Source organism: Arcicella rosea (assembly GCF_040543805.1).
Lineage (GTDB): Bacteria > Bacteroidota > Bacteroidia > Cytophagales > Spirosomataceae > Arcicella > Arcicella rosea.
In genome coordinates this window covers 405,205-427,110 of sequence record NZ_JBEUMS010000001.1, presented here as the reverse complement: position 1 = coordinate 427,110, position 21,906 = coordinate 405,205, and the positions used below count along the sequence as shown (strand labels likewise).

Sequence of the window (21,906 nt, the reverse complement as noted above, 5' to 3'; positions counted from 1 at the left end):
CCTTACTCACAATCAACATGAAAAACATTTTACGAATTGAATTTAAAAGAAACCTAAACTTGACTAAGAGCGCAATGTTCTTAGCAGTGATGTTTCTTTTCTTGTCGTTCGTTACGCAAGCCCAAGAACGCATTGTTACGGGTAAAGTAACAGACAGTGCAGACAACACTCCCGTAGCAGGAGCAAGTGTAAGAATTAAAGGTTCTAACAAAGGAACAACTACAAACGCAGATGGAACGTATAAAATCGCTACTTCATCTTCAGCTACTTTACAATTTTCATTTGTTGGTTATTCAGCTCAAGAAGTACAAGTAGGGGCTAAGTCGGTAGTAAATGTAGTATTAGCTTTAGATACTAAGGAAATCGGTGAAGTTGTTTTTACTGCTTTAGGTATTTCTAAAGAAAGAAGAACAGTTTCAAACTCTATCCAAACAGTAAAAGGTGCAGATTTAATCAAAGCTCGTGAACCAAACTCTATTAACTCTCTAACGGGTAAAGTAGCAGGTTTAACAGTTGGTCCTTCAGCTGAATTATTAGGTCGCCCAAATGTAGTGTTAAGAGGTAATACTGATATTTTGTATGTAGTTGATGGTGTACCTATCAACTCGGATACTTGGAATATTTCTGCGGACGACATCGAAACATATTCTGTATTGAAAGGTGCTAACGCTGCCGCTCTTTATGGTTTTAGAGGAAAAAATGGTGCTATTTTGATTACAACTAAAAAAGGCACAAAAGATAAACGTGGTTTCTCGGTCGAGTTCAATTCTTCGACCATGATTGAGAGTGGTTTCAACACCATACCAAGAGTACAAGACCTTTATGGCCCCGGTGACCACGGTAGTTATGAGTTCGTAGATGGTAGAGGCGGCGGAAAAAATGATGGTGACTATGATATTTGGGGACCAAAATTTGACCCAACTGGTCAGAAAAAAATCGCTCAATACGATTCACCTATCGATCCAGCAACTGGAAAACGTATTCCTACTCCTTGGACTGCCCGTGGAGCAAACAACCTTACACGTTTTTTACGTGATGCTGTTTTGACGAACAACAATATTTCGGTAGCAAGTAGCAATGATAAAATGGATATCCGTTTTTCATTATCACACAATTACCAAAAAGGTATTGTCCCTAACACACAATTAAATACTGCTAACTTCAACATTTCTACGAAATACAGATTTTCAGATAAATTAACATTTGACGCCAACCTTAACTACAATCGTCAATCTACACCTAATATTCCAGACGTAAATTATGGACCAAACTCATTGATTTACAATATGGTAATTTGGGGTGGTGCTGACTGGAGCGTTGACGATATGCGTAATTACTGGCAAGCAGGTAAAGAAGGTAGTCAACAAATTTATGCTGAGTATCAACGTTATAACAACCCTTATTTTGTGGCTTATGAATGGTTGAGAAGTCATTATAAAAATGATATTTACGGATATGCTTCTTTAGATTATAAAATCAATAATAATTTTAGCATTACTGGTCGTACTTCAATTACAACGTATGATATATTCCGTTCAGAAAAATTCCCTTTCTCAGCAACTGTTTATGGTCGTGAAGAGGCAAAAGGAGATTATCGTGAAGACAAACGTACTTTGTTTGAAAACAACACAGATGTTTTAGTGAAATTTGACAAGAAATTTGCCAATGATTTTGACGTAAAAGTATGGGCAGGTGGAAACATCCGTAGTTTCAAATACAACTCAAGTTATGTAACGACTGATTATTTGAATACACCAGGCGTTTATACTTTTGCTAACTCTTTGAGACCAATCAAGGCATTCAGTTATTTGTCGGACATGGAAGTACAAAGTGCATATTATTCAGCTGACTTTACTTACAAAGGTTTATTTACTTTATCTGCAACTGGTCGTCTTGACCGTCTTTCAACTTTACCAAAAGGAAATAACGCTTTCTTTTATCCTTCATTTGGTTTAACAACAGTTGTTTCGGATTATGTAAAAATGCCAGAAGTTGTTTCTTTCTTGAAATTCCGTGCATCTTATGCTAACGTAAAAGACGGGTTGACGCAATCAACAATTGGAGCAACACCTGGTTCTAGTTATCCATTAAATTACGGTTCAGGATACAATTCTTCTTATGATGGACCAACTTATGGCAATTCTGTTGGATATGGAATCAGTCCATCTTATAACCTACTTCCAGGTGCTACATACTCTGATAAATTGAATAACCCATCTTTAAAACCAAATACTTCAGAGCAAATTGAAGCTGGTTTAGAATTGAGTTTATTGAAAAACCGTTTCTCTGCTGATGTTACTTATTTTACTTCAAATGATGGTCCAAGAATTTTTAGCCGTGATTTATCACAAACTACTGGTTATACTTCTGCTATCGTGAATGGTATTTTAACAAAGAAAACTGGTTGGGAAATTACGTTGAAAGGAACACCATTAAAACGTAATAATTTATCGTGGGATGTAGCCTTCAACTGGTCAACTTTCAAAGAAACTTTACAGGAAGTTTATAACGAAAACGGAATTAAAATTGATAGATTGGCTTCTGACTACTTTGTTAGTGGAAATGAGAAAACACAATTTATCAACATTGGAGATAGAATAGATAAAGTTTTTGTTAAGACTTTCCAAAGAACAACTGATGGACAAATCATCAACGATGCTGGTGGTCGTCCAATTGTTAACAATGCAGCGACATTAGTTGGCAATGCTAATCCAGATTACGTTTGGGGAATCAACAACAAAGTAAATTATAAAAACTGGTCGTTGTCTTTCCAATTTGATGGTCGTGTAGGTGGTATCATCGAAGACTATATCCGTAAACAAACATTCCGTGGTGGTCGTCATATCGAAACTACACAAGGAGCTTATGGTATCGCACGTGACTTAGACGCACAAGGAATTAAATCTTATATCGGCGAAGGCGTAATGATTGTAGAAGGTACTCCAACTTATGATGCACAAACTGGTTTAATCAACAATTATGCTCAGTTGAAATTTGCACCAAATACCATCAAAACTTATGCGCAAGATTATATCAGCCGTTATAACGGAACTGCTGAAGGTAACTTGATGAGCAAAACGTTCTCGAAATTGCGTGAAGTAACATTAGGTTATACTTTACCACAAACAGTTTTAAGAAAAACCTTCATCAAACAAGCTTCAGTATCGTTGGTTGGTCGTAATTTATTTTACTTCATCGACAGCAAGCATGATGGTGTTGACTTAGACCAATACACAGGTTTGAACGCTTCTTCAGGTTTACAAACACCAACGATGAAACGTTACGGTATCAATATCAATATTGTATTCTAATATTTCTAAACATAATTCATTTTATAAAAATCCGTTAATGTAAAATTTACACAAATGAAAACTATAATAAAAAGCCTCTCATTATTATTGTTAGTGTGTTTCCTGTTTTCTTGTAAGGATATAAGTGATGAAAAAATAGTGCCAAGAGTAACAGAAAATATTGATTTAGGATTGTTTTACGACTTTGATAATTACAAGATATACAAAAATATTAGGTTAAGCGATTCAACTAAAAATGCCAATATTCAAACAGAATTGATGCTAGATTTGGTTAAGGACTTAAAAAATATCAATAGTAAAGAGAATGTGTTTAAGTCATTTTATGACCAAAATACTTACCCTATTTGGAAATTATCACATCAGTATGCAGGGAAAAATGAATCAAGAGTTATTTTACCAATAGCAGATATAGAGTCAAAGTTTATAGAGAAAGTATTATTGTGCTCTAAAGACAGTAGCAATATATGGAAGTACAAGGTTTTAAGTCTAGAAAATTTTGAACAAACGATTGTTAATAGCAACAAAGCAACAGAAAAAGAGACAGAAGAGTATTTTTCATTTATGTTTATTAGTATTAATGAAAAGTTTATTGGTGAAAAATTACCATGCACAATTGGTCAAAATGTTCACCTCCTAACTGAGAACTTTATTGCTAATCGTTCTAAAATGAGAACTGATGAATGTGTTTTTATAAGTTCTTTTAGTGGCTATTGCTGGTGGGGAGGAACACCATCTAATCCATATGCTTATTTTGGAGGTTGTGAAGGTAGTACTACCACTGTGTATGTGTGTGATAATCCAGATGCAGTGAATTGGAGTCAAGTACCAGGAGTACTAGGTGGTCAGGGTAGTGGAGGTGGCAGTGCTCCTGCACCAGATCCTGGATTTATTTCTGGTAATTCAACAGACGGGACTACCGGTTTACCTTTTTATAAAACAGATTGTAGAACATTTAATTTTGTACGATTATCACAAACAGCAAATGCTCTTGAAGCTGCAATTAAAGTTCAACTTTTCTTTGCTGCTAGCGATGGTCCAACCCTTAAAATTAATCTTAATTATTTAAGATTTACCGCAGCTTACAAAACACAAGGAGGTAGAATTGTTACCGCTGGGGAAGCAGCAAATGCTGCCGCACGTGCTTTTGATTATGCTTTTGAGGAAGCTAATGAAACTTATATTGCTGAAAGAAATACTTTATCATCAGCAGGACTTTATGCCGAGGTTAATAAAGTTTTTAAAAATAGAATTGATTTTTACTTTGGACAATACTTAGGAGCTTATGGGAAAGTTAATGGAACTTATACAGAATTACTACCTGCCAGTAATTACAAGTTTGTTCCATATAGTTCAACAACTGCTTACAATTGTCAATAATTTAACCTTAAGTTAGGAATGAACTTTTCAGATTACTTAAAAGAAATACTTGATATATATCCAAGAGATATTGACTTTCTAAGTGAAGATTTTGAAAAGCATGAAACTATACGACAAATCAGAAGAACTTTTGAAATTGAATCACAAAAGCAATTTCCAAGATTTGAAGCTTTGTTGAAAGGTCTTGAAGAAAAGTATTTCAATGTTTTAAGTAATTACGGACTCTCGTTTAGGTCTTTAGATATTACGATAAAAATAACAGAGGATGCAGATTTTTTTATTGATATAAGTATCAGTATGTTAATTCCTTTTCATTGTATTATCTGTTGGAGACCAGAAAGTCCTGAGAAGAATTATTATCAAGTCGAGGTATATAGTCCTGATTATGACCGATACATAAACGAGATTAATAGATTAGTAAAACAAAATTTCGAGTCAGAATTGATAGATAACAAAACTATTAGCGAAGTACTTTTAAACCTTGAAGTTGAGGGTATTACTGTTGAAAATAGTGCAACAGTGTACAATATGTTCTTTGCTACTTTCCCTATCACTTTTTTAAAGTAAGTTTTAAAATAAAATTTAATAAGAAATTCTCATGAAAAAATATATTTTCTCATTCTTAATCATCACACTCTTAGCGAGTTGTAGTGATTACCAATTGTTGGAGCAAAATCCCAACTTACCAACTTCCGTACCTTCTGCTATTATTTTAAGAAGTGTTTTGAACGGAATGAACGAAGGTGCTTGGAATGGCACCATGCGTAACAATCAGTTCTATTGTTCAAATTATGCCTATTACGATACAAACGAGTACAACTGGCAATATGCTTCTTTACAATTTACTACTTTGAAAAACGTAGTGAAATTAGAAGAAGAAGCTTTGAAAAGTGGTGCAAAAACTTTGAATCCGTATTCTGCTTTAGGTAAGTTTTTAAGAGCTTACTCTTACACAAACATGACTTTAAGAGTAGGTGATTTACCCGTAAAAGATGCTTTAAAAGGAATTACGGTTGATAAACCAAAATATGATACGCAGAAAGAAGTATTCATTCAAGTATTGAAATGGTTAGAAGAATCAAATAATGATTTAGCTACTTTGATTACTGCGGGTGATAAATCTTTAGACGGTGATATTTATTATGCTGGTGATTTAAGAAAATGGCAAAAAGCTGTTAATACTTTCAGATTAAGAGTATTGATTCATTTAAGTAAAAAAGCAGATGATGCAGATTTGAAAGTAAAACAAGATTTTGCAGCAATCATTGCTAACCCAACGAAATATCCATTGATGACTGATTTATCAGAATCTTTACAATATGTTTGGAGTGTAAACAACAAATATCCACGTAACCCTGATAACTTAGGAAATAACGCTACTCGTGAAAATATGTCGAAAACTTATATCGACTTATTGAAAAACAATAATGACCCACGTCTTTTTGTAGTATCAGAACCTGCTGAAGCACAAATTGCAAAAGGCTTAAAAGCTACAGATGTTGAAGCTTATGTTGGTGCAAGTTCTGGAGAAGATTTAGCGGATATGTCATCAAAGGCTGGTCGTGGAGAGTATTCATTCCAAAGTCGTAAGCGTTATTACAGTTCATACACTGGCGAAAATACTTTCTTGGTATCTTATCCAGAAATGTGTTTCAACATTGCTGAGGCTGTAAATCAAGGTTGGGTTACTGGTAATGCACAAGATTGGTACGAACGTGGTATAAAAGCTTCGATGTCGTTCTATGGTATTTCAGATGCTACAGCTTATTTAGCACAAGCTTCTGTAAAATATGCTGGAAATAATGCAGCAGGTTTAACACAAATCTTGAGTCAAAAGTATATCGCTTTCTTCCAGAATTCAGGTTATGAAGCTTATTACAACTGGCGTAGAACAGGTATTCCAAGTTTCTTGATTGGGGCTGGAACAGGAAATGGAACAAAAATTCCTTTACGTTTTAGATATCCACAATCTGAGCAATCGACTAATATTGATAATTTAAAAGAAGCCTTGACTCGCCAATTTGGTGTAGGAATTGAAGGCGAAAATATCAACGCAGCAATGTGGTTAATTAAATAAAATACCTATCAACCAATGACAATCTCTGAATCTATCCTCCGTCAAAGACTTGATTCAATCTTTGGTCTTTATGAAATTAATGGTGCCGACGAATACGTCGGCGAACCATTGACTATCCTAGAACATAGTTTTCAAGCTGCCATGTTAGCAGAAGAAGAAGGCTATGATGAAGAAGTAATTTTAGCGGCTTTCTTTCATGATATTGGACATTTTTTGCCAAATCGTGATGAAATGAATGGTTTAGGGAATATCAGACATGAAATTGCGGGAGCTAATTTTCTGTACAAAAATGGTTTTTCAAATAGAATTGCCCTTTTAGTCAGAAATCATGTTGAAGCAAAAAGATATTTAACTTTCAAGTATCCTGATTATTACCAAAAACTTTCGGAAGCCAGTAAGAAAACATTGGAGTATCAAGGTGGAGTAATGACAGAAGAGGATGCAAAATCATTTGAAAGAATGCCTCTTTTCGATTTATATATTAGAATGAGAGATTGGGACGATAAGGCAAAAGAAGTAGAATTTGAAAAGCCATCTTTAGAAAAGTACAAACAAATGGCTTGGAAACACATTGGTTATCGCTTGAATTAAGTAGTATTGTGTTGAATTAAATTTTAACTTTCTATAAAAGCGAAAGGCTGTCAGAATACTGACAGCCTTTCGCTTTTATAGTTTTATATATTAGCTTATTCCACTACGATTGTACGAGTAATCTCTTGTGGTTTTGCAGAATTGATATTGATTGTACGAGTAATCGTATCAGTACCATCTGTTATTTCAATGGTGTAAGCACCATCGTTAAGTTCTTGTAAATCAAATTTTCCATGATATGAACGAGCATTTTTGGCAATTTTTTCAGTGTGGATAACTTTGCCAGTTTTGTCTTTAATTAAAACACTTACTGTCTTTCCAGCGATTTTATCTAAGGTAAGGTGCATATCTAAAGTACCAACGCTTTGGTACATTCCGATGGCGAAATTGTTCGCTTTGTTGGCATTTACACTTGTTTCTCCTGCGATAGGATTTGCGAAAATTGAGCTAGTTGTTAAAGTTGCAATGGCGATGATTTGTGCTAAAGTTCTCATTGTTTTTATTTGTTTAGATACGGTTAAATTTTTATTTTTAATTAAAATTAAGAGGTTAAACAGTTGTTTATTAATTACTTACAAATGTTTTTTGCTTTATTGTTGAATCAAAATTAGCAGATGGCTTGATACTTTCAACGCAAAAACCAATGGTCGGTTTGCGGTATTGATAAACGGTAATTTGAATAGGGGATACCAAAATCGACTTCTTTCGACTGGTGATTTTCAAGGATGAATGGCAAGCGCTTATTTGAGTGATTTTTGAGAAATATTTTCACCATCAAAAACAGGGCTAAAACCATCCAAAAGAATGTCTGGAGATACTAAAAGAGTGTCGAGAGCATCTTTTTTGCGGGAAATTGCGGTATTTAGTATCTCGTGATATTCTTTTAGTATGTCACGAGATACTTTTTTGCGGTATTTTGCGGGAATTAGTATCTCTCGACATACTTCTAGTATCTAAAGACATACTTTTAGTATATAAAAACCGAAGAAAACCGCAAATTGTGGTGTGGATTTAGAAAGAATTTACCTTTTGATAAATTATCTAGGTCATTATGAAAGAGTTAAACGCATTTTTCGTTTTTCAATAAAGCTAACACTCATTATGTATTATAGAATTTTTCTAATCTTTATTTTCCTGACATTGTCCAATCTTAATTTTGGACAAAGAATCATCAAAGGGAAAACACTCAACAGAAGTACCAAAGAGGCTGTGCCTTACGTAAATATTGGAATTAGAAACACTAACGTTGGGACTATTTCTAATTTAGATGGAAGTTTCTCAATCGTTATTCCTCAAAAATTGATTTCAGATACTTTAATTTTTTCAGCCCTTGGTTTTGGAAAAAGAATAATACCTATCAAATTGCTTGAACAAGATAAAGACATTACTATTCTTTTAAGTGAGAAAACTACTTTGCTCAATCAAATTACGGTTACAGCATCTAAGCAAAAAAATAAAACCTTTGAATTGGGGAATAGGTCTTTCAATGGTGGAGCCTATGAACCAGACACTACTTATGCTGGTCGTTGTATTGCATTACTGATTGAGAACAAAGATTCTTACATTCAAAAAGGGCTTGTTTTTCCTGCTTATTTGGGAAAAGTAAATCTTAGAGTATTCAGAAACAATCTACAATCATTCAAGTTTAGAATTCGATTGAATGACGTTGATAGTTTGACGGGTCAACCGAATGAAGACCTTCTTCAACAAAGTATTATTGTAGCATCTTCGATGAAAAATGGATGGCTGAATTTTGACCTTTCTCATTTGAATTATCAAATCACAAAACCCTTCTTTATAACATTTGAGCAAATTCTTGATGTAAATGATAGAACAGCCATTGCAAATGGCTACAGAGATTTTATGGCAAAGTATCCTGAAAGGCTAAAATTTGATACTGTTGAATTTGAAGGCAAAAAGGTAGTACGTCAAAAAATCATGAGGGGCGGTATAGACTTACCCGGAACATTTATAGGTATTTCAAGTACAAAGACTAATCTTTTTTCTTGCTTTGAGAGAGAAAATAGCTTGGGGAACTGGAAAAAAGTACATGGTATAGTATGTGCCTATGTAACACTTAATACCCAGACTAATGTAACTAATGATGTAACTACAAGCACAGAAATTCCTTGTAAAGATGCTCTTGAATGTAAAGTACAGAAGCTCTGCAAAGACTTTATGGACGAAAGTGCTATGAATGGAATGCAGCTCAATATTAGTAAAGGAAATAAAACCAAGTACTCTTTTAGTTTAGGTTATGCCGATGTAGAAAATAATATTCGAGTAACTGATTCTACTCGTTTCCGAATAAATAGCATATCTAAAGCCATGACCTCGGTTGCATTAATTAAGCTTATGTCTGAGCGAAAGCTTGATTTAGATGCACCAGTGCAAAAATATCTTCCTGATTTTCCTGAAAAAAAATATCCAATAAGTACTCGACAGCTGGCAGGTCATTTAGCTGGATTTCGTGACTACAATGAGAATGATTTAAGCGATTATATTCGTACAGAACATTTTGACAATGCGACACAAGCGTTGAGGATATTTAAAGATGATACTTTACTTTTTAAACCGAATAGCCAATTTCATTATTCAAGTTTTGGCTGGAATTTAATTGGAGCAGTCATTGAAGGGGCGAGCGGTCAAAACTATTTACAGTATATGACTAAAAATATCTGGCAACCTTTAAAACTATCTTCTACTTGTGGGGACGATACTAAAAGTACCATCAATAATAGGAGTAAATTCTACGATGCCACAGGTCAAGAAAACGATTTAGGAGATTTGAGTTACAAATATGCTGGCGGTGGACTTTTATCCACAGCAGAAGACCTTGTGAAATTTGGGAATGAATTATTGCATGGTAAATACATTGACACGAACCTAAAAAAGGTACTTTTTGAAAGCCAATATACTACGGATAAAAAAGCAACTGGCTATGGAATCGGTTGGTACACAGGTAAAGACAAGAATGGACATCGTATTTGGTATCATGCTGGAGATTCATTTAGTAGCTCCTCTTATCTAATCATTTATCCAGATGATGACATTGTGATTGCTTTTTTGGGAAATTCGCAAGCGGGAGTTTTGTTTGATATTCAGAAAATTGGTGAGCTGTTTTATAGAGAATAATGTCGTGCAAAGGGATACAAAAATTTAATTATCTCAACTCAACAAAAAAAGGGCAAGAAAATCCTGCCCTTTTTCAATTATAAAATCTAAAAACTACAATAATTCATAAATACCAGCTACGCCTTGGCCGCCACCAACGCAAGCCGATACCATGCCGTACTTTTGATTTCTACGACGCATTTCATTAAATAATTGTATTGAAAGTTTCGCTCCAGAACAACCCAGTGGATGTCCTAAAGCAATAGCTCCACCATTGACATTTATCTTAGAGCGGTCTAAATCTAATTCTTTGATAACTGCTAACGATTGTGCCGCAAAGGCTTCGTTCAATTCTATTTGGTCGATGTCGTTGATACTTAATCCTGCTTTTTTCAATGCCAAAGGAATAGCCGCTACTGGACCAATACCCATAATGCGAGGCTCAACGCCTGCCGTAGTATAAGTAACCATACGAGCAATCGGTTCAAGATTTAATTCTTTAACCATTGCTTCAGACATTACCATTACAAAAGCTGCACCGTCTGAAGTTTGGGAAGAATTACCTGCCGTTACTGTTCCGCCAGCGGCAAAAACAGGTTTTAGGTTCGATAAAGCCTGCATTGTTGTCCCCGCTCTTGGACCTTCGTCGGTATCAACTACATATTCACGGGTTTTCTTTTTGCCTGAATTAGCATCAAAAAAAGTTTCTTTTACTGTAATTGGCACGATTTCATCTTTGAATAAGCCATTAGCTTGGGCAGCCAAAGCTTTGGTATGAGATGCTACCGAAAATTCATCTTGCTCTTCACGAGAAATTTTGAATTGTTCACGTACTTGTTCGGCTGTTAAACCCATTCCGATATAATAGTCTGGATGTTTCTGCGCAATTTCAAAATTCAATGCCATTTTGTAACCTGTAGTTGGTACTAAAGACATAGATTCTGCTCCGCCAGCAATGATACAATCTGCCAAACCCGAATGAATTTTAGCCGAAGCCAAAGCGATGGCTTCTAAACCAGAACCACAATAACGGTTGATAGTAAAACCCGGTACATTTTGTGGCAATGATAAAAGGGCAATGTAGCGAGCAATTTGCATGCCTTGCTCTGCTTCTGGAACGGCATTACCTACAATTAAATCATCTACACGAGTAGGGTCTAAAGCAGGTACTTGTGCCACCAAATGTTTGATAACTTCCGCTGCCAAATCATCGGGTCTTGTAAAACGGAAAACACCTCTTGGGGCTTTTCCAACAGCGGTACGATAGCCCGCTACGATATATGCGTTCATGTTAATTTAGCTTTTGTATAGCTTTGAGCTTTGGGCTGTTAAACTATTGTGATTTTGAATAAATTGCGTAAAAGCTTTAATGCTAAAAGCTATGAGCCTTGAGCTTTTGTATGTAATAATTTTTTAAAAAAACTCATAGCTCAAGGCTCATAACTCATAGCTTTAACTTAATTTCTCAACGGTTTTCCGCCATTTAATAAACTTTGGATACGCTCTAAAGTCTTTTTCTCAGCCGAAAGCGAAAGGAAAGCTTCACGTTCTAAGTCTAATAAGTACTGTTCCGAAACCAATTGTGGATAACTCAAATCTCCTCCAGAAATTACGTAAGCTAATTTTTCAGCAATCTTGGCATCATGTTCTGAAATGTATCTTCCCATCTTCATTCCTTGAATACCCGCTTTGAAAAGCGCAATACCTGCTTTGCCTTGTACTTTAATATCAGTACGCTTTTTAGGCTGAGTATAACCTGCTTCAGCTAATTCGATGGCAGCTTGTTTGGCATCTGCAATCAAGCGAGAGCGATTCAAAACAATTTCATCACCACGACGTAAGTAATTCATTTCATAAGCTTCTTGTGCCGAAGTACTTACTTTTGCCATTGCAATATTCATAAAGGCATTTTGCAAAGTATTCAATTCTGGGTCGCCATTTTTGTATAAATCAGAGCAACGCAAAGCCATTTCTTTTGTTCCACCTCCCGCAGGAATCAAACCAACGCCAACTTCTACCAAACCCATATAAGTTTCAGCAGCAGCTACCACTCTGTCAGCATGAAGATTGATTTCGCAACCACCACCCAAAGCCAAAGAATGTGGAGCAACGACCACAGGAATTGAAGAATAACGCACACGCATCATCGTTTGTTGGAACTGAGCAATCATCATGTTGATTTCATCATATTCTTGTTCAATCGCAAACATGAATAACATCGCCAAATTTGCTCCAGCCGAAAATGCTTCTGTACTATCATTTCCGATAACCAAACCACGGAAATCTTTTTCTGCCAAAGCAATTGATTTCTGAATGCCTTCAATCACGCCTGCACCGAAAGTATTCATTTTTGAACGGAATTCTAAGCCCAGAATGCCATCACCCAAATCATACACATTACTTTCAGCATTTTTCCAGACGATATTATTGGAAAGATTTTCTAAAATAATAAATGATTCTGTTCCTGGAATTACTTTGTAAGATTTCGTCGGAATGTCATAATACAAGCGTTTGCCGCCTTCTCTTTTGTAGAAAGTTTTTGCTCCAGAAGCCAACATTTCATGCACCCAATCTGCTGATTTCATGCCTTCGTTTTGCATCAGTTCAAGCCCTTTTTCTACACCGATAGCATCCCAAGTTTCAAACAAACCCATTTCCCAACCGAAACCTGCACAAATGGCGGCATCAATTCGGTATAATTCATCTGAAATTTCAGGAATACGTTTTGTTACGTAGCTGAAACCGTCTAAAATAGTTTTTCTATAAAACTCGCCTGCTTTGCCTTTGTCGGCTAATAAAACTGCGAAGCGGTCTTTCAAAGCCAAGGTTTTGGTTTGTTCAAAAACACCAAACTTTACTTTCTGTGAAGGTTCGTATTCAAAGGTTTTAAGGTTCAAGGCTAAAATCTCTGATTTGCCATTTGCTCCTTTGATTTTCTTGTAAAAACCTTGACCAGTTTTATCGCCCAACCATTTATTTTCTTGGAGTTTTTTCACCATTTCTGGTAAAACAAAAGTGTCCTTAGCGTCGTCGTCGGTTAAGCCAGCGTATAAATTATTTGAAACGTTGATGGTTGTATCTAAACCTACAACATCAGATAAGCGGAAAGTACCAGATTTCGGGCGACCAACTACTACCGAAGTAAGTTTATCAACTTCTTCTACAGTCAGTCCCATTTCTTCTACCACTTGCATGGTTTTCATCATCGAATACACACCCACACGGTTGGCAATAAAGGCGGGAGTATCTTTACACAAAACGGTAGTTTTACCAAGGAAACGGTCGCCATAGTGCATCAAGAAATCAATTACCGAAGCATCAGTAGCAGGTGTTGGAATAATTTCCAACAATTTCAGATAACGTGGAGGATTGAAAAAGTGTGTTCCACAGAAATGTTTTCGGAAATCATCCGAACGACCTTCAGCCATTAAATGAATCGGAATTCCCGAAGTATTAGAAGTAATCAAAGTACCTGCTTTACGTAAAGCATCTACTTTTTCATACAAAGATTTTTTAATCGCTAAATTTTCAACAATTACTTCAATCACCCAATCGTATTGATTGATTTCGGCAAGATTGTCTTCAAAGTTTCCTAATTTAATCCTATTGGCAAAAGATGCAGAATACAATGCCGCTGGATTAGCTTTTAAAGTTTGTTGAAAAGCATCATTAACGATACGATTGCGCACCGCAGGATGAGTAATACTAAGCCCTTTGGCTTTTTCAGCATCGTTGGGTTCTTTCGGAACAATATCCAAAAGCATGACCTCAACGCCTATATTAGCAAAATGGCAAGCGATACGGCTTCCCATAATCCCAGAGCCCAAAACGGCTACTTTTCTAATTGAACGGTTCATGTTGTTTGTTTTATAAAAAATATAGGTAAAGTTAAATAAAAATAAATTTGTTATGCAAGCATACTATTTATTTATTTCAATTTTTTATAAAACAAAAATCCCCACCAACGGTAGGGATTTTATGTATTAACCTTTTCTAAAAATTCACACGAAAAGTGTAAATGCTTTTGATACACATTTCTTAAAAATGAGTACTTATACTTTAAGTATATCTATTTCTTTTGTCATCAAGTAATCTGTCTGCTCATCATCTCCTAACACAAAAATATGTGTCCCACTTATTTCAAACCCCCAGCTTTTATAAAAGTTCAGTGCTTTTAAATTATACTCCCAAACACCCAACCAGAGCAGGTCACAGCCAACAGCCTTTGTCTTTTCAATACATTGTTCAAGTAAATAAGCCCCTAACTTTTTTCCATGAAATTCCTTTTTTACATAGATACGCTCTAGTTCAAGGGCATTTCTGTCTGAAAACTCCGCTTTATTTACTCTTAGCTTGGCATAGCCTACTATTTCTTCGTTCAGTTCAACCATTAAGAAAATTGTACCTTCTGTTTGAATTTCACTTAATAGCTGTTCCTGACTAAAATGTTTAGAAAGATAAGCTTGAAGATTTTCAGGAGTATTTTGATGCCCGTAAGTTTCAATAAAAGTTTGTTCGCCAAGCTTGCAAAGTATTGCTACATCTGCGCTATTTGCTTCTTTAATTTGAGGGTTATTACTCATAAGAACGAGCTTTTTAAACGTATATTATTATTCTTTACAAATAAACCATTTTCTATTTATAATAAAAAATGCTTAATTTATATCAACTTATGCTTTTTAAGCATAAATAGAAAATACCGCACTTATCCATTTACTTCTTGATTTTAACATAATAAACGATGGATTTTAGACAGTTAACTTATTTTTTGGGAGTCGCTTCTGAGCTTCATTTTTCAAAGGCATCAGAAAAAATGTTTATTGCCCAGCCAGCTTTGAGCAGGCAAATACAGCAATTAGAAAAAGAATTGGGTGTTTTATTGTTTGAACGTGATAAACGAAATGTAAAACTTACGCCAGCGGGAGAGTATTTGAGTAATGAAGCACAAAAAATACTCTCGCAATTGGAGCATATCAAACACAGAACGCAATTGATTCATAATGGGGGAGAAGGAGAAATTAGAATTGGACATCCCGGTTCGGCGATTTACTCGGTTATTCCGCCACTTTTATCGGCTTTGAAATTATTTTTCCCGAATATTAAAACCAATTTATCTGAAATGCTTGATAGCTCTGTGATTGAAGCATTGAAGAAACATGAAATTGACGTTGCTTTTATTCGGGAACTCCATCCAGATAAGTATCTTACTTCAAAAGTTGTTTTTAGAGAACCTTTTGCTTTAATTTTACCTGAAAGCCACCCCATCAATGAAAATAACTTTGAAAGTTTGGCACAAGTAAAAAACGATAATTTTATTTTACCGCCCCGAAATTCAAGTTCGGTATATCATGATTTACTCTTGAGGATTTGTGAAAGAGAAGGTTTTTTACCGAATATTGTGCATGAATCAAATTATGGGGCAACGATTTTGAAATTGGTTGAACACAATTTGGGAATTTCGGTGATGCCGATTTCATATAAATTTAGTTCGGCAATGAAAGTAAAATTTATCGAAATGAAAAACATTCCAGAACGAACGAATCTATCAATAATCTGGCGAAAAGATGATACCAACCCTGTTTTACAGAATTTCCTGAAAGTATCAGATTCTTTAGATTTTAGTGATGCACGCTTGTTAAAATAACATTTAATTTTCCGATTATGGCAGCTTTAGATAATATTGATTTACAAATATTACAGTTTTTGCAAGCAAATGCTTTGATGACAAACAAGGAAATTGCTTCAAGACTAAACCTCACGACTACGCCCATTCATGAAAGAATAAAACGTTTGGAAAACGAAGGAGTAATTGAAAAATACACCGCCATTCTGAACAAATCTAAATTGGGGAAAAGTCTGGTGGTTTTGGTAGATGTAACGCTGAAAGAACATGCAGCAAGTTTTTTGGAACAATTTGAAAAAGATGTTTTACTCTTGCCCGAAGTAGTAGAATGCTATTGTATTTCGGGTGGTTCCGATTTTCTGTTGAAAGTATTGGTGAAAGATATGGATGAGTATCGCCATTTTATTTTACATAAATTAGCGACACTCTCGAATATTGGAAATGCACAAAGCAGATTTGTTGTCAACGAAATAAAAAGCCAAACGCCTGTACCGATTAATTTGTGAGTGAGTGAATTGTGATTTAGTGATTGATTTTCTTTAGAAAACTAACTTATAGAAGCCACTTCCCATTCACAATTCACTCATTCACAAATTACTTCACCACTGGTGGTGGTGTTTTCTTGCCTCCGAAAACAGAAATGTTTACGTAACGTTTTGGCGCTAATCTGAAATCAATTAGAAGTTTATCTAAATCAGCCACTGAACGGTTGAGGTTGGTATAAAGAGAATCGTCTTTCAATAATTTACCCATTGAACCTTGACCTTTTTCAATGCCTTGCATAATGCGTTGGAGTCCTTCTAAAGATTTTTGAGTGGTTGCTACCGCTTCACTAATTTTCAAAGCATTAAGCGAATCAGCCATTGTGTTAAATTTACCAATCAATGGTTTTAAGCTTTTTTCTGTTTCAATTAAATTACCAGAAAGGGTTTTCATATTGGCAGAAATTCCTGCTAAGTTATTTCTATTTTCGTTGATAGTAGCATTCAAAGAAGAAGTCAAAACACCAACCGAACGATCTGAATTTTTCACAAAACCATTTACCACCACACCCGTATTTTCAAAGCTTTTGGCAACGATACGAAGCGATTTTGTTAATGAATCAAGGTTTTGAATTAATGGGAGGGCTTTTTCTTTTAATAAATCAGTTACGCCTGTTTCAGAAGAAGCGACTAAATTTCCGCCATCTTCAATGAATTTTCCTGAGAGTTTTCCCATTTCAATTCTGATGAGTTTCCCACCTAATAATCCATCAGAAGCTAAAACTGCTTTGGTTCCTTCGGGTAATTGTAAATCTTTTCGGATACTGATTACGACTTTTACTTGGTTATTTTCCCCTTTTATTAACTCTACGGCTTTTACTTGTCCAATTTTCATTCCACTTAATGAAACTTGATTCGCTGCGGTTAATCCTTGTACATCTTTGTAGATTACGACGTATTTGTTTTCCTGAGTAAAGAAATCTTGTCCTTTTAAAAAGTTGAATCCTAGGTATAAAATTACAAAGGTTGTAATGGCAAGTATTCCTATTTTGGTTTCTTTAGAGATGTTCATGTGTTGATTATTGAAGTTTTAGCAATTGATTAATCGGAACAAATATGATTTTTTGCTAGAAACAATCAATTATTCTAATTTTCAATTTCTTCTTTATATGATTTGAATGCTCTGAAAATGGCTTCTGCTACTTCGTTTTGACCCGACTGAGAAGCTAAATATTGTTCTTCGTTTTTATTCGTTAAAAAACCAGACTCTACTAATACACTCGGCATTGCGGTTTCCCAAAGTACTAAAAAACCAGCTTGTTTTACGCCGTAGCTATGTCTTTCAGTTTTTTGTTTGAATTGTTTTTCAATTTTTTGTGCCAACTTAAGGCTATTCATCATAAAGGCACTTTGGTAATTTGCCATCATGATATGCCCTAATGGAGAATTCGGATTAAAGCCATTATAGTTTTTTTCATAATTGGCTTCTTGCAAAATTACGGAGTTTTCTCGCTTTGCCACATCAAGGTTGCTACTTGTTTTATGTAACCCCATTGTGTAGGTCTCAGTTCCTGCAAGTTTAGAGGAATGATGCGCATTACAATGTACCGAAATAAATAAATCTGCTTTATTTCTATTGGCAATAGCAGAACGTTCGTGCAAATCTACAAAGACATTTTTTGTGCGAGTATAAATTACTCTTACTTCTGGATATTCATCTTTGATTCTTTCTCCTAGTTCTAAAACAATTTTTAGTGCTATTTTAGATTCGTCGTTGCTGGCACCATGACAACCGGGGTCTTTCCCGCCATGACCAGCATCCAGTACAACAGTTCTTACTCTGGTCTGTAATGAAACAGGCTGATTTGCTGATTCTTCAACAAGTGAATCTTGAAAAGTAAAACCACTGAGCGAGCAAATCCAAGTGATTATTAAAAAACCTTTAACAAACTTTAACATTATTTTCGGGTTGGTTCGCTATGTTCAACAAGTAATGAAGTATTTTTGTGCGTTGTTTAATAAAAGACAAATATAAATTTTAAAGACTTCTGAAAAAAGCAATCCACATATTCAGTATAGTAATTAGCTTACTTTTAGGGCTTATAACACTAAATCAGTCTTCGGCTCAAAGATTATTGGGCGGAAAACCCTTTAAACCTAAAGCCAGTAAAGCTAATACAGTAATCCCTAAAGATACTGCTAGTTTAGACTCTACCAAGAAAAGTCTTACAAAAAGCGTACCTGATTCTTTAAAAAAAGAAAGTGACCTTAGCACTACGGTTATTTACTCTGCCAAAGACTCTACCATTATGGATACCGAAAACCAAGTGGTGTATCTGTATGGCGAAGCTAAAGTTACTTATGGTGATGTTTCACTCGAAGCAAATTTCATTCAGCTCGATTGGGCGAAGAATGTAGTTTTTGCTCAGGGCACTAAAGATTCGACGACGAATAAAATCGTTGGAAAACCCATTTTTAAACAAGGGGGCGAGCCTTATGATGCAGAGGAAATCAGGTATAATTTTAAAAGTAGAAAGGCTTTTATTAAAGGACTTATCACCACGCAAGGCGATGGTTTGATTCAGGGTGAAAAAGTGAAAAAGGATAATGAAGATAATCTTTATATCAGAAACGCTATTTATACTACTTGTAATCTGGAACATCCCCACTTTAATATTCGGGCTACTAAAATTAAGGTGGTTGGTAAGAGAGAAATCGTAGCAGGGCCTTTCCATTTTGAATTAAACGAAATTCCTTTGCCAATTGGTTTACCTTTTGGTTTCTTCCCTTATAAACCCCCTCAAGAATCGGGTACTTCTGGTATTATCATGCCTACTTATGGTGAAGAACCACAAGGTAGAGGTTTCTTCTTGCGGGATGGTGGTTATTATTTTGCTTTAAGTCCGAACATCGGTTTAAGGCTTACGGGTGAAATTTACTCGAAAGGAAGTTTCGGGATTGCTGCCAATTCACAGTATATCAAACGTTATCGTTATTCAGGTACTTTTAATTTGAATTTCAGAAAAAGTAATAATGGTAGCGAGTTCGACCGCCAGTCGAGAAGTGACTATGGTATCCAATGGTCGCACTCACCACAAAGTCGTGGAAATTCTAGTTTCTCTGCATCGGTTAACTTACAAAGTAATTCAAATAGCCAGTACAATAGCGTAAATACAAGTAGCTATATCTCTACGGCTTTAAACTCTTCGGTACAATATTCCCGCAATTTTGGGCAAACTGTTCGTACAAGTTTAAGTTTACAGGCTGACCAAAACACAGTAACCAAAGCGGTAAATGTCAATACCAATTATACTTTTGGGTTAAACCAATTTCAGCCTTTTAAAAAGAAAAATGCTGTTACCGACCGTTTTATCGACCAATTTCGTATGGGTTTAGATGTTTCTGGAACGTATGGTATTACCAACCAAGTGGCATTAACCAACCGTTCTTACAACAACTTTGGTTATACTGTTTATAGAACTATTGATACGCTTGACCTTGACCCAACCAAACCTGTTATCATCGACCCAAGAACAGCAGCTAATTCCGCTACAAACCTTGCCAGAGACGGTGTGATTCCATTCAACTTATCAACTTTACCAGAGTTGTTAAAGAATGCGCAGTTTAAGGCACAATACAGTATTCCGATTTCATTACCGAATATCAAAATTGGTAAATACATTAACTTAACGCCTGGTTTTAACTTTTCTGGAAACATTTATCAGCAGAAGTATAGATACGAGTTCAAAAAAGTTAATGATTTAGCTGCGGTTTACAGTCTAGATACTACTTCAAAAAAAGGTGCTGTAGCTATTGATACTTTAAGAGGCGGTGCATTTTATGCAGATTATACTTATGCTTTCTCGATGAGTATGAATACTCGTTTGTACGGAACTATCAATTTCAAAAAAGGTAGATTACAAGGTATTCGTCATACACTATCGCCTTCAATTAGTATTAATTATACGCCCGATTTTACAGACCCGAAATATGGTTTTTATCAAACGGTTCAAATCAATAATAGAGTTCATAAATACCAAAAAGGAGAAACCATTCCAAGTTCTTTAGCAGGACAAGAAACGCTGCCGGGGGATTTCTTGAATATCTCAAGCTTTAATCCTTCGCAAACCAACCGTGGTAGTCAATCAGGGGGGATAAGTTTTGGGATTCAGAATACTTTAGAAGCGAAACTCAGGGCGAAGTCGGATACTGCGCAGAAAGAATCTGAGAAAATGATGTTAATTGATAACTTCTCGTTGACTGGAAATTATAACTTCTTCGCTACTCAATACAAACTCTCTAACTTGAATTTCGGAGCGAATTCAAGAGTGAGAAAATTTGATATTAATTTGGGCGGTTCGTTAGATCCATACAAATATGTAAATGATGGTTATTCAATTTCTGGACGTAGAATTGATACTTTGTTAATCAGTGTGGGCGAAGGTTTTGCTAAATTAGCAAGCTTAAACTTCTCGGTAAGTAAAAGCTTTAAACCAGCCGTAGCCGATAAAAAGAAACAAAATAGCAATGGTACTGAAGGACAAATGAATCAAATCAACAGAAACATCAACGATTATGTTGACTGGTCTGTGCCTTGGAGTTTTCAGTTTGGTTTTAACTACAACATGAACAAAACAGGTTTTGCACCTGCTACGATTGTAAGTGCCTTGACTTTCAAAGGCGATGTGAAACTGACGGAGAAATGGAATTTTACCTTGAGTTCTGGTTATGATTTTGTGAACAAAGGGATTTCATTGACCAACATTAGTATTCATAGAGATTTACACTGTTGGGAAGCTAATTTCGACTGGACACCAATCGCCAGTCCATATTATGGTCGTTCAAGTACTTATAATTTCACCATCAGAGTGAAATCAGCTTTATTACAAGAATTAAAACTTTCACGTAGAAATACTTTCTATGATAGAGGAGGTTTTTAATAGCTAAGATTTATGCCTTGTGAGGGATGTATTCCTTAAAAATAAGTATTCCATCATCAGCCCAATTCGTCATTACGAGTTGGGCTGATTTGTTTATAAAAATCTGTCTTTATTTGTCTGAATATCAGGGCAGAAGTATTACTCATTGAGTTGACTTTATCTTCATACAAATACTAAAATCTCCAATTAAAGTCTTGAATTGAATATTGAATTACCGTTTAATAAATACCCCTATAATTTCTTCCTGTTTTATGGCTAAACAATCAATAATTTTTATACGTTTGTTAAGGCAAAAGATTGGTCGCAAGCACCTGATTTTCGACACCGATTACCTTTCTTCTTGCAACATACTTCGTAATATATACTTATTGGAGAAAATTGAATAGTAAAC

At 35.3% G+C, this 21,906-nt stretch carries 15 protein-coding genes; 9 read left to right on the top strand and 6 right to left on the bottom strand.

Annotation, left to right across the window (positions count from 1 at the left end):
- Positions 1 to 59 precede the first annotated feature (59 nt).
- The 5 genes from ABID42_RS01910 to ABID42_RS01890 are packed head-to-tail and all read left to right on the top strand — an operon-like array spanning position 60 to position 7,356.
- Positions 60 to 3,311: a SusC/RagA family TonB-linked outer membrane protein gene (locus ABID42_RS01910; protein WP_367282204.1), complete on the top strand. Its 3,252-nt coding sequence runs from the start codon at positions 60 to 62 to the stop codon at positions 3,309 to 3,311.
- A gap of 54 nt (positions 3,312 to 3,365) precedes the next feature.
- Positions 3,366 to 4,688: a hypothetical protein gene (locus tag ABID42_RS01905; protein WP_367282203.1), complete on the top strand. Its 1,323-nt coding sequence runs from the start codon at positions 3,366 to 3,368 to the stop codon at positions 4,686 to 4,688.
- An 18-nt stretch (positions 4,689 to 4,706) separates the two neighbouring features.
- Entirely contained in the window at positions 4,707 to 5,255 is a 549-nt protein-coding gene (locus ABID42_RS01900; RefSeq protein ID WP_367282202.1) for a hypothetical protein, read from the top strand.
- A 31-nt stretch (positions 5,256 to 5,286) separates the two neighbouring features.
- Positions 5,287 to 6,765: a SusD/RagB family nutrient-binding outer membrane lipoprotein gene (locus tag ABID42_RS01895; RefSeq protein WP_367282201.1), complete on the top strand. Its 1,479-nt coding sequence runs from the start codon at positions 5,287 to 5,289 to the stop codon at positions 6,763 to 6,765.
- Positions 6,766 to 6,780: 15 nt separating this feature from the next.
- Positions 6,781 to 7,356: an HD domain-containing protein gene (locus ABID42_RS01890; RefSeq protein WP_323257239.1), complete on the top strand. Its 576-nt coding sequence runs from the start codon at positions 6,781 to 6,783 to the stop codon at positions 7,354 to 7,356.
- A 95-nt stretch (positions 7,357 to 7,451) separates the two neighbouring features.
- Here the strand turns inward: ABID42_RS01890 and ABID42_RS01885 are convergent, their stop codons facing one another.
- A complete protein-coding gene (locus ABID42_RS01885; RefSeq protein WP_323257237.1) occupies positions 7,452 to 7,850 on the bottom strand; it encodes a T9SS type A sorting domain-containing protein in 399 nt (132 codons plus the stop codon).
- A 646-nt stretch (positions 7,851 to 8,496) separates the two neighbouring features.
- Between ABID42_RS01885 and ABID42_RS01880 the strand changes: the two genes are divergently transcribed.
- On the top strand, positions 8,497 to 10,491 hold the full coding sequence (locus ABID42_RS01880) for a serine hydrolase (protein WP_367282200.1): 1,995 nt from the start codon (positions 8,497 to 8,499) through the stop codon (positions 10,489 to 10,491).
- 93 nt (positions 10,492 to 10,584) lie between these two features.
- Here the strand turns inward: ABID42_RS01880 and ABID42_RS01875 are convergent, their stop codons facing one another.
- From ABID42_RS01875 to ABID42_RS01865, 3 genes are all read right to left on the bottom strand, one after another.
- Positions 10,585 to 11,760, bottom strand: coding sequence for an acetyl-CoA C-acyltransferase (locus tag ABID42_RS01875; protein WP_367282199.1), 1,176 nt, complete (start codon positions 11,758 to 11,760; stop codon positions 10,585 to 10,587).
- A 167-nt stretch (positions 11,761 to 11,927) separates the two neighbouring features.
- Positions 11,928 to 14,327, bottom strand: a complete 2,400-nt coding sequence (locus tag ABID42_RS01870) for a 3-hydroxyacyl-CoA dehydrogenase/enoyl-CoA hydratase family protein (RefSeq protein ID WP_367282198.1) — start codon at positions 14,325 to 14,327, stop codon at positions 11,928 to 11,930.
- A gap of 195 nt (positions 14,328 to 14,522) precedes the next feature.
- Positions 14,523 to 15,053 carry a GNAT family N-acetyltransferase gene (locus ABID42_RS01865; RefSeq protein WP_367282197.1) on the bottom strand — a complete coding sequence of 177 codons (531 nt, stop codon included), beginning with the start codon at positions 15,051 to 15,053 and terminating at the stop codon, positions 14,523 to 14,525.
- A 158-nt stretch (positions 15,054 to 15,211) separates the two neighbouring features.
- On the opposite strand from ABID42_RS01865, the gene ABID42_RS01860 reads away from it, so the two are divergent.
- A complete protein-coding gene (locus ABID42_RS01860; RefSeq protein ID WP_367282196.1) occupies positions 15,212 to 16,114 on the top strand; it encodes a LysR family transcriptional regulator in 903 nt (300 codons plus the stop codon).
- A gap of 17 nt (positions 16,115 to 16,131) precedes the next feature.
- Positions 16,132 to 16,599: an Lrp/AsnC family transcriptional regulator gene (locus ABID42_RS01855; RefSeq protein ID WP_323257228.1), complete on the top strand. Its 468-nt coding sequence runs from the start codon at positions 16,132 to 16,134 to the stop codon at positions 16,597 to 16,599.
- A gap of 88 nt (positions 16,600 to 16,687) precedes the next feature.
- Here the strand turns inward: ABID42_RS01855 and ABID42_RS01850 are convergent, their stop codons facing one another.
- Positions 16,688 to 17,647: an MlaD family protein gene (locus tag ABID42_RS01850; protein ID WP_367282195.1), complete on the bottom strand. Its 960-nt coding sequence runs from the start codon at positions 17,645 to 17,647 to the stop codon at positions 16,688 to 16,690.
- A gap of 74 nt (positions 17,648 to 17,721) precedes the next feature.
- On the bottom strand, positions 17,722 to 18,534 hold the full coding sequence (locus ABID42_RS01845; RefSeq protein ID WP_367282194.1) for an N-acetylmuramoyl-L-alanine amidase family protein: 813 nt from the start codon (positions 18,532 to 18,534) through the stop codon (positions 17,722 to 17,724).
- A gap of 176 nt (positions 18,535 to 18,710) precedes the next feature.
- Between ABID42_RS01845 and ABID42_RS01840 the strand changes: the two genes are divergently transcribed.
- Entirely contained in the window at positions 18,711 to 21,515 is a 2,805-nt protein-coding gene (locus ABID42_RS01840) for a putative LPS assembly protein LptD (RefSeq protein WP_367282193.1), read from the top strand.
- Positions 21,516 to 21,906: the final 391 nt, after the last annotated feature.

Excerpts from the sequence above, each read along its gene's own strand:
- ABID42_RS01905 (WP_367282203.1), top strand. The coding sequence starts at position 3,366 with ATGAAAACTATAATAAAAAGCCTCTCATTATTATTGTTAGTGTGTTTC.
- ABID42_RS01900 (WP_367282202.1), top strand. The coding sequence starts at position 4,707 with ATGAACTTTTCAGATTACTTAAAAGAAATACTTGATATATATCCAAGA.
- ABID42_RS01895 (WP_367282201.1), top strand. The coding sequence starts at position 5,287 with ATGAAAAAATATATTTTCTCATTCTTAATCATCACACTCTTAGCGAGT.
- ABID42_RS01890 (WP_323257239.1), top strand. The coding sequence starts at position 6,781 with ATGACAATCTCTGAATCTATCCTCCGTCAAAGACTTGATTCAATCTTT.
- ABID42_RS01885 (WP_323257237.1), bottom strand. The coding sequence starts at position 7,850 with ATGAGAACTTTAGCACAAATCATCGCCATTGCAACTTTAACAACTAGC.
- ABID42_RS01875 (WP_367282199.1), bottom strand. The coding sequence starts at position 11,760 with ATGAACGCATATATCGTAGCGGGCTATCGTACCGCTGTTGGAAAAGCC.
- ABID42_RS01870 (WP_367282198.1), bottom strand. The coding sequence starts at position 14,327 with ATGAACCGTTCAATTAGAAAAGTAGCCGTTTTGGGCTCTGGGATTATG.
- ABID42_RS01865 (WP_367282197.1), bottom strand. The coding sequence starts at position 15,053 with ATGAGTAATAACCCTCAAATTAAAGAAGCAAATAGCGCAGATGTAGCA.
- ABID42_RS01860 (WP_367282196.1), top strand. The coding sequence starts at position 15,212 with ATGGATTTTAGACAGTTAACTTATTTTTTGGGAGTCGCTTCTGAGCTT.
- ABID42_RS01855 (WP_323257228.1), top strand. The coding sequence starts at position 16,132 with ATGGCAGCTTTAGATAATATTGATTTACAAATATTACAGTTTTTGCAA.
- ABID42_RS01850 (WP_367282195.1), bottom strand. The coding sequence starts at position 17,647 with ATGAACATCTCTAAAGAAACCAAAATAGGAATACTTGCCATTACAACC.
- ABID42_RS01845 (WP_367282194.1), bottom strand. The coding sequence starts at position 18,534 with ATGTTAAAGTTTGTTAAAGGTTTTTTAATAATCACTTGGATTTGCTCG.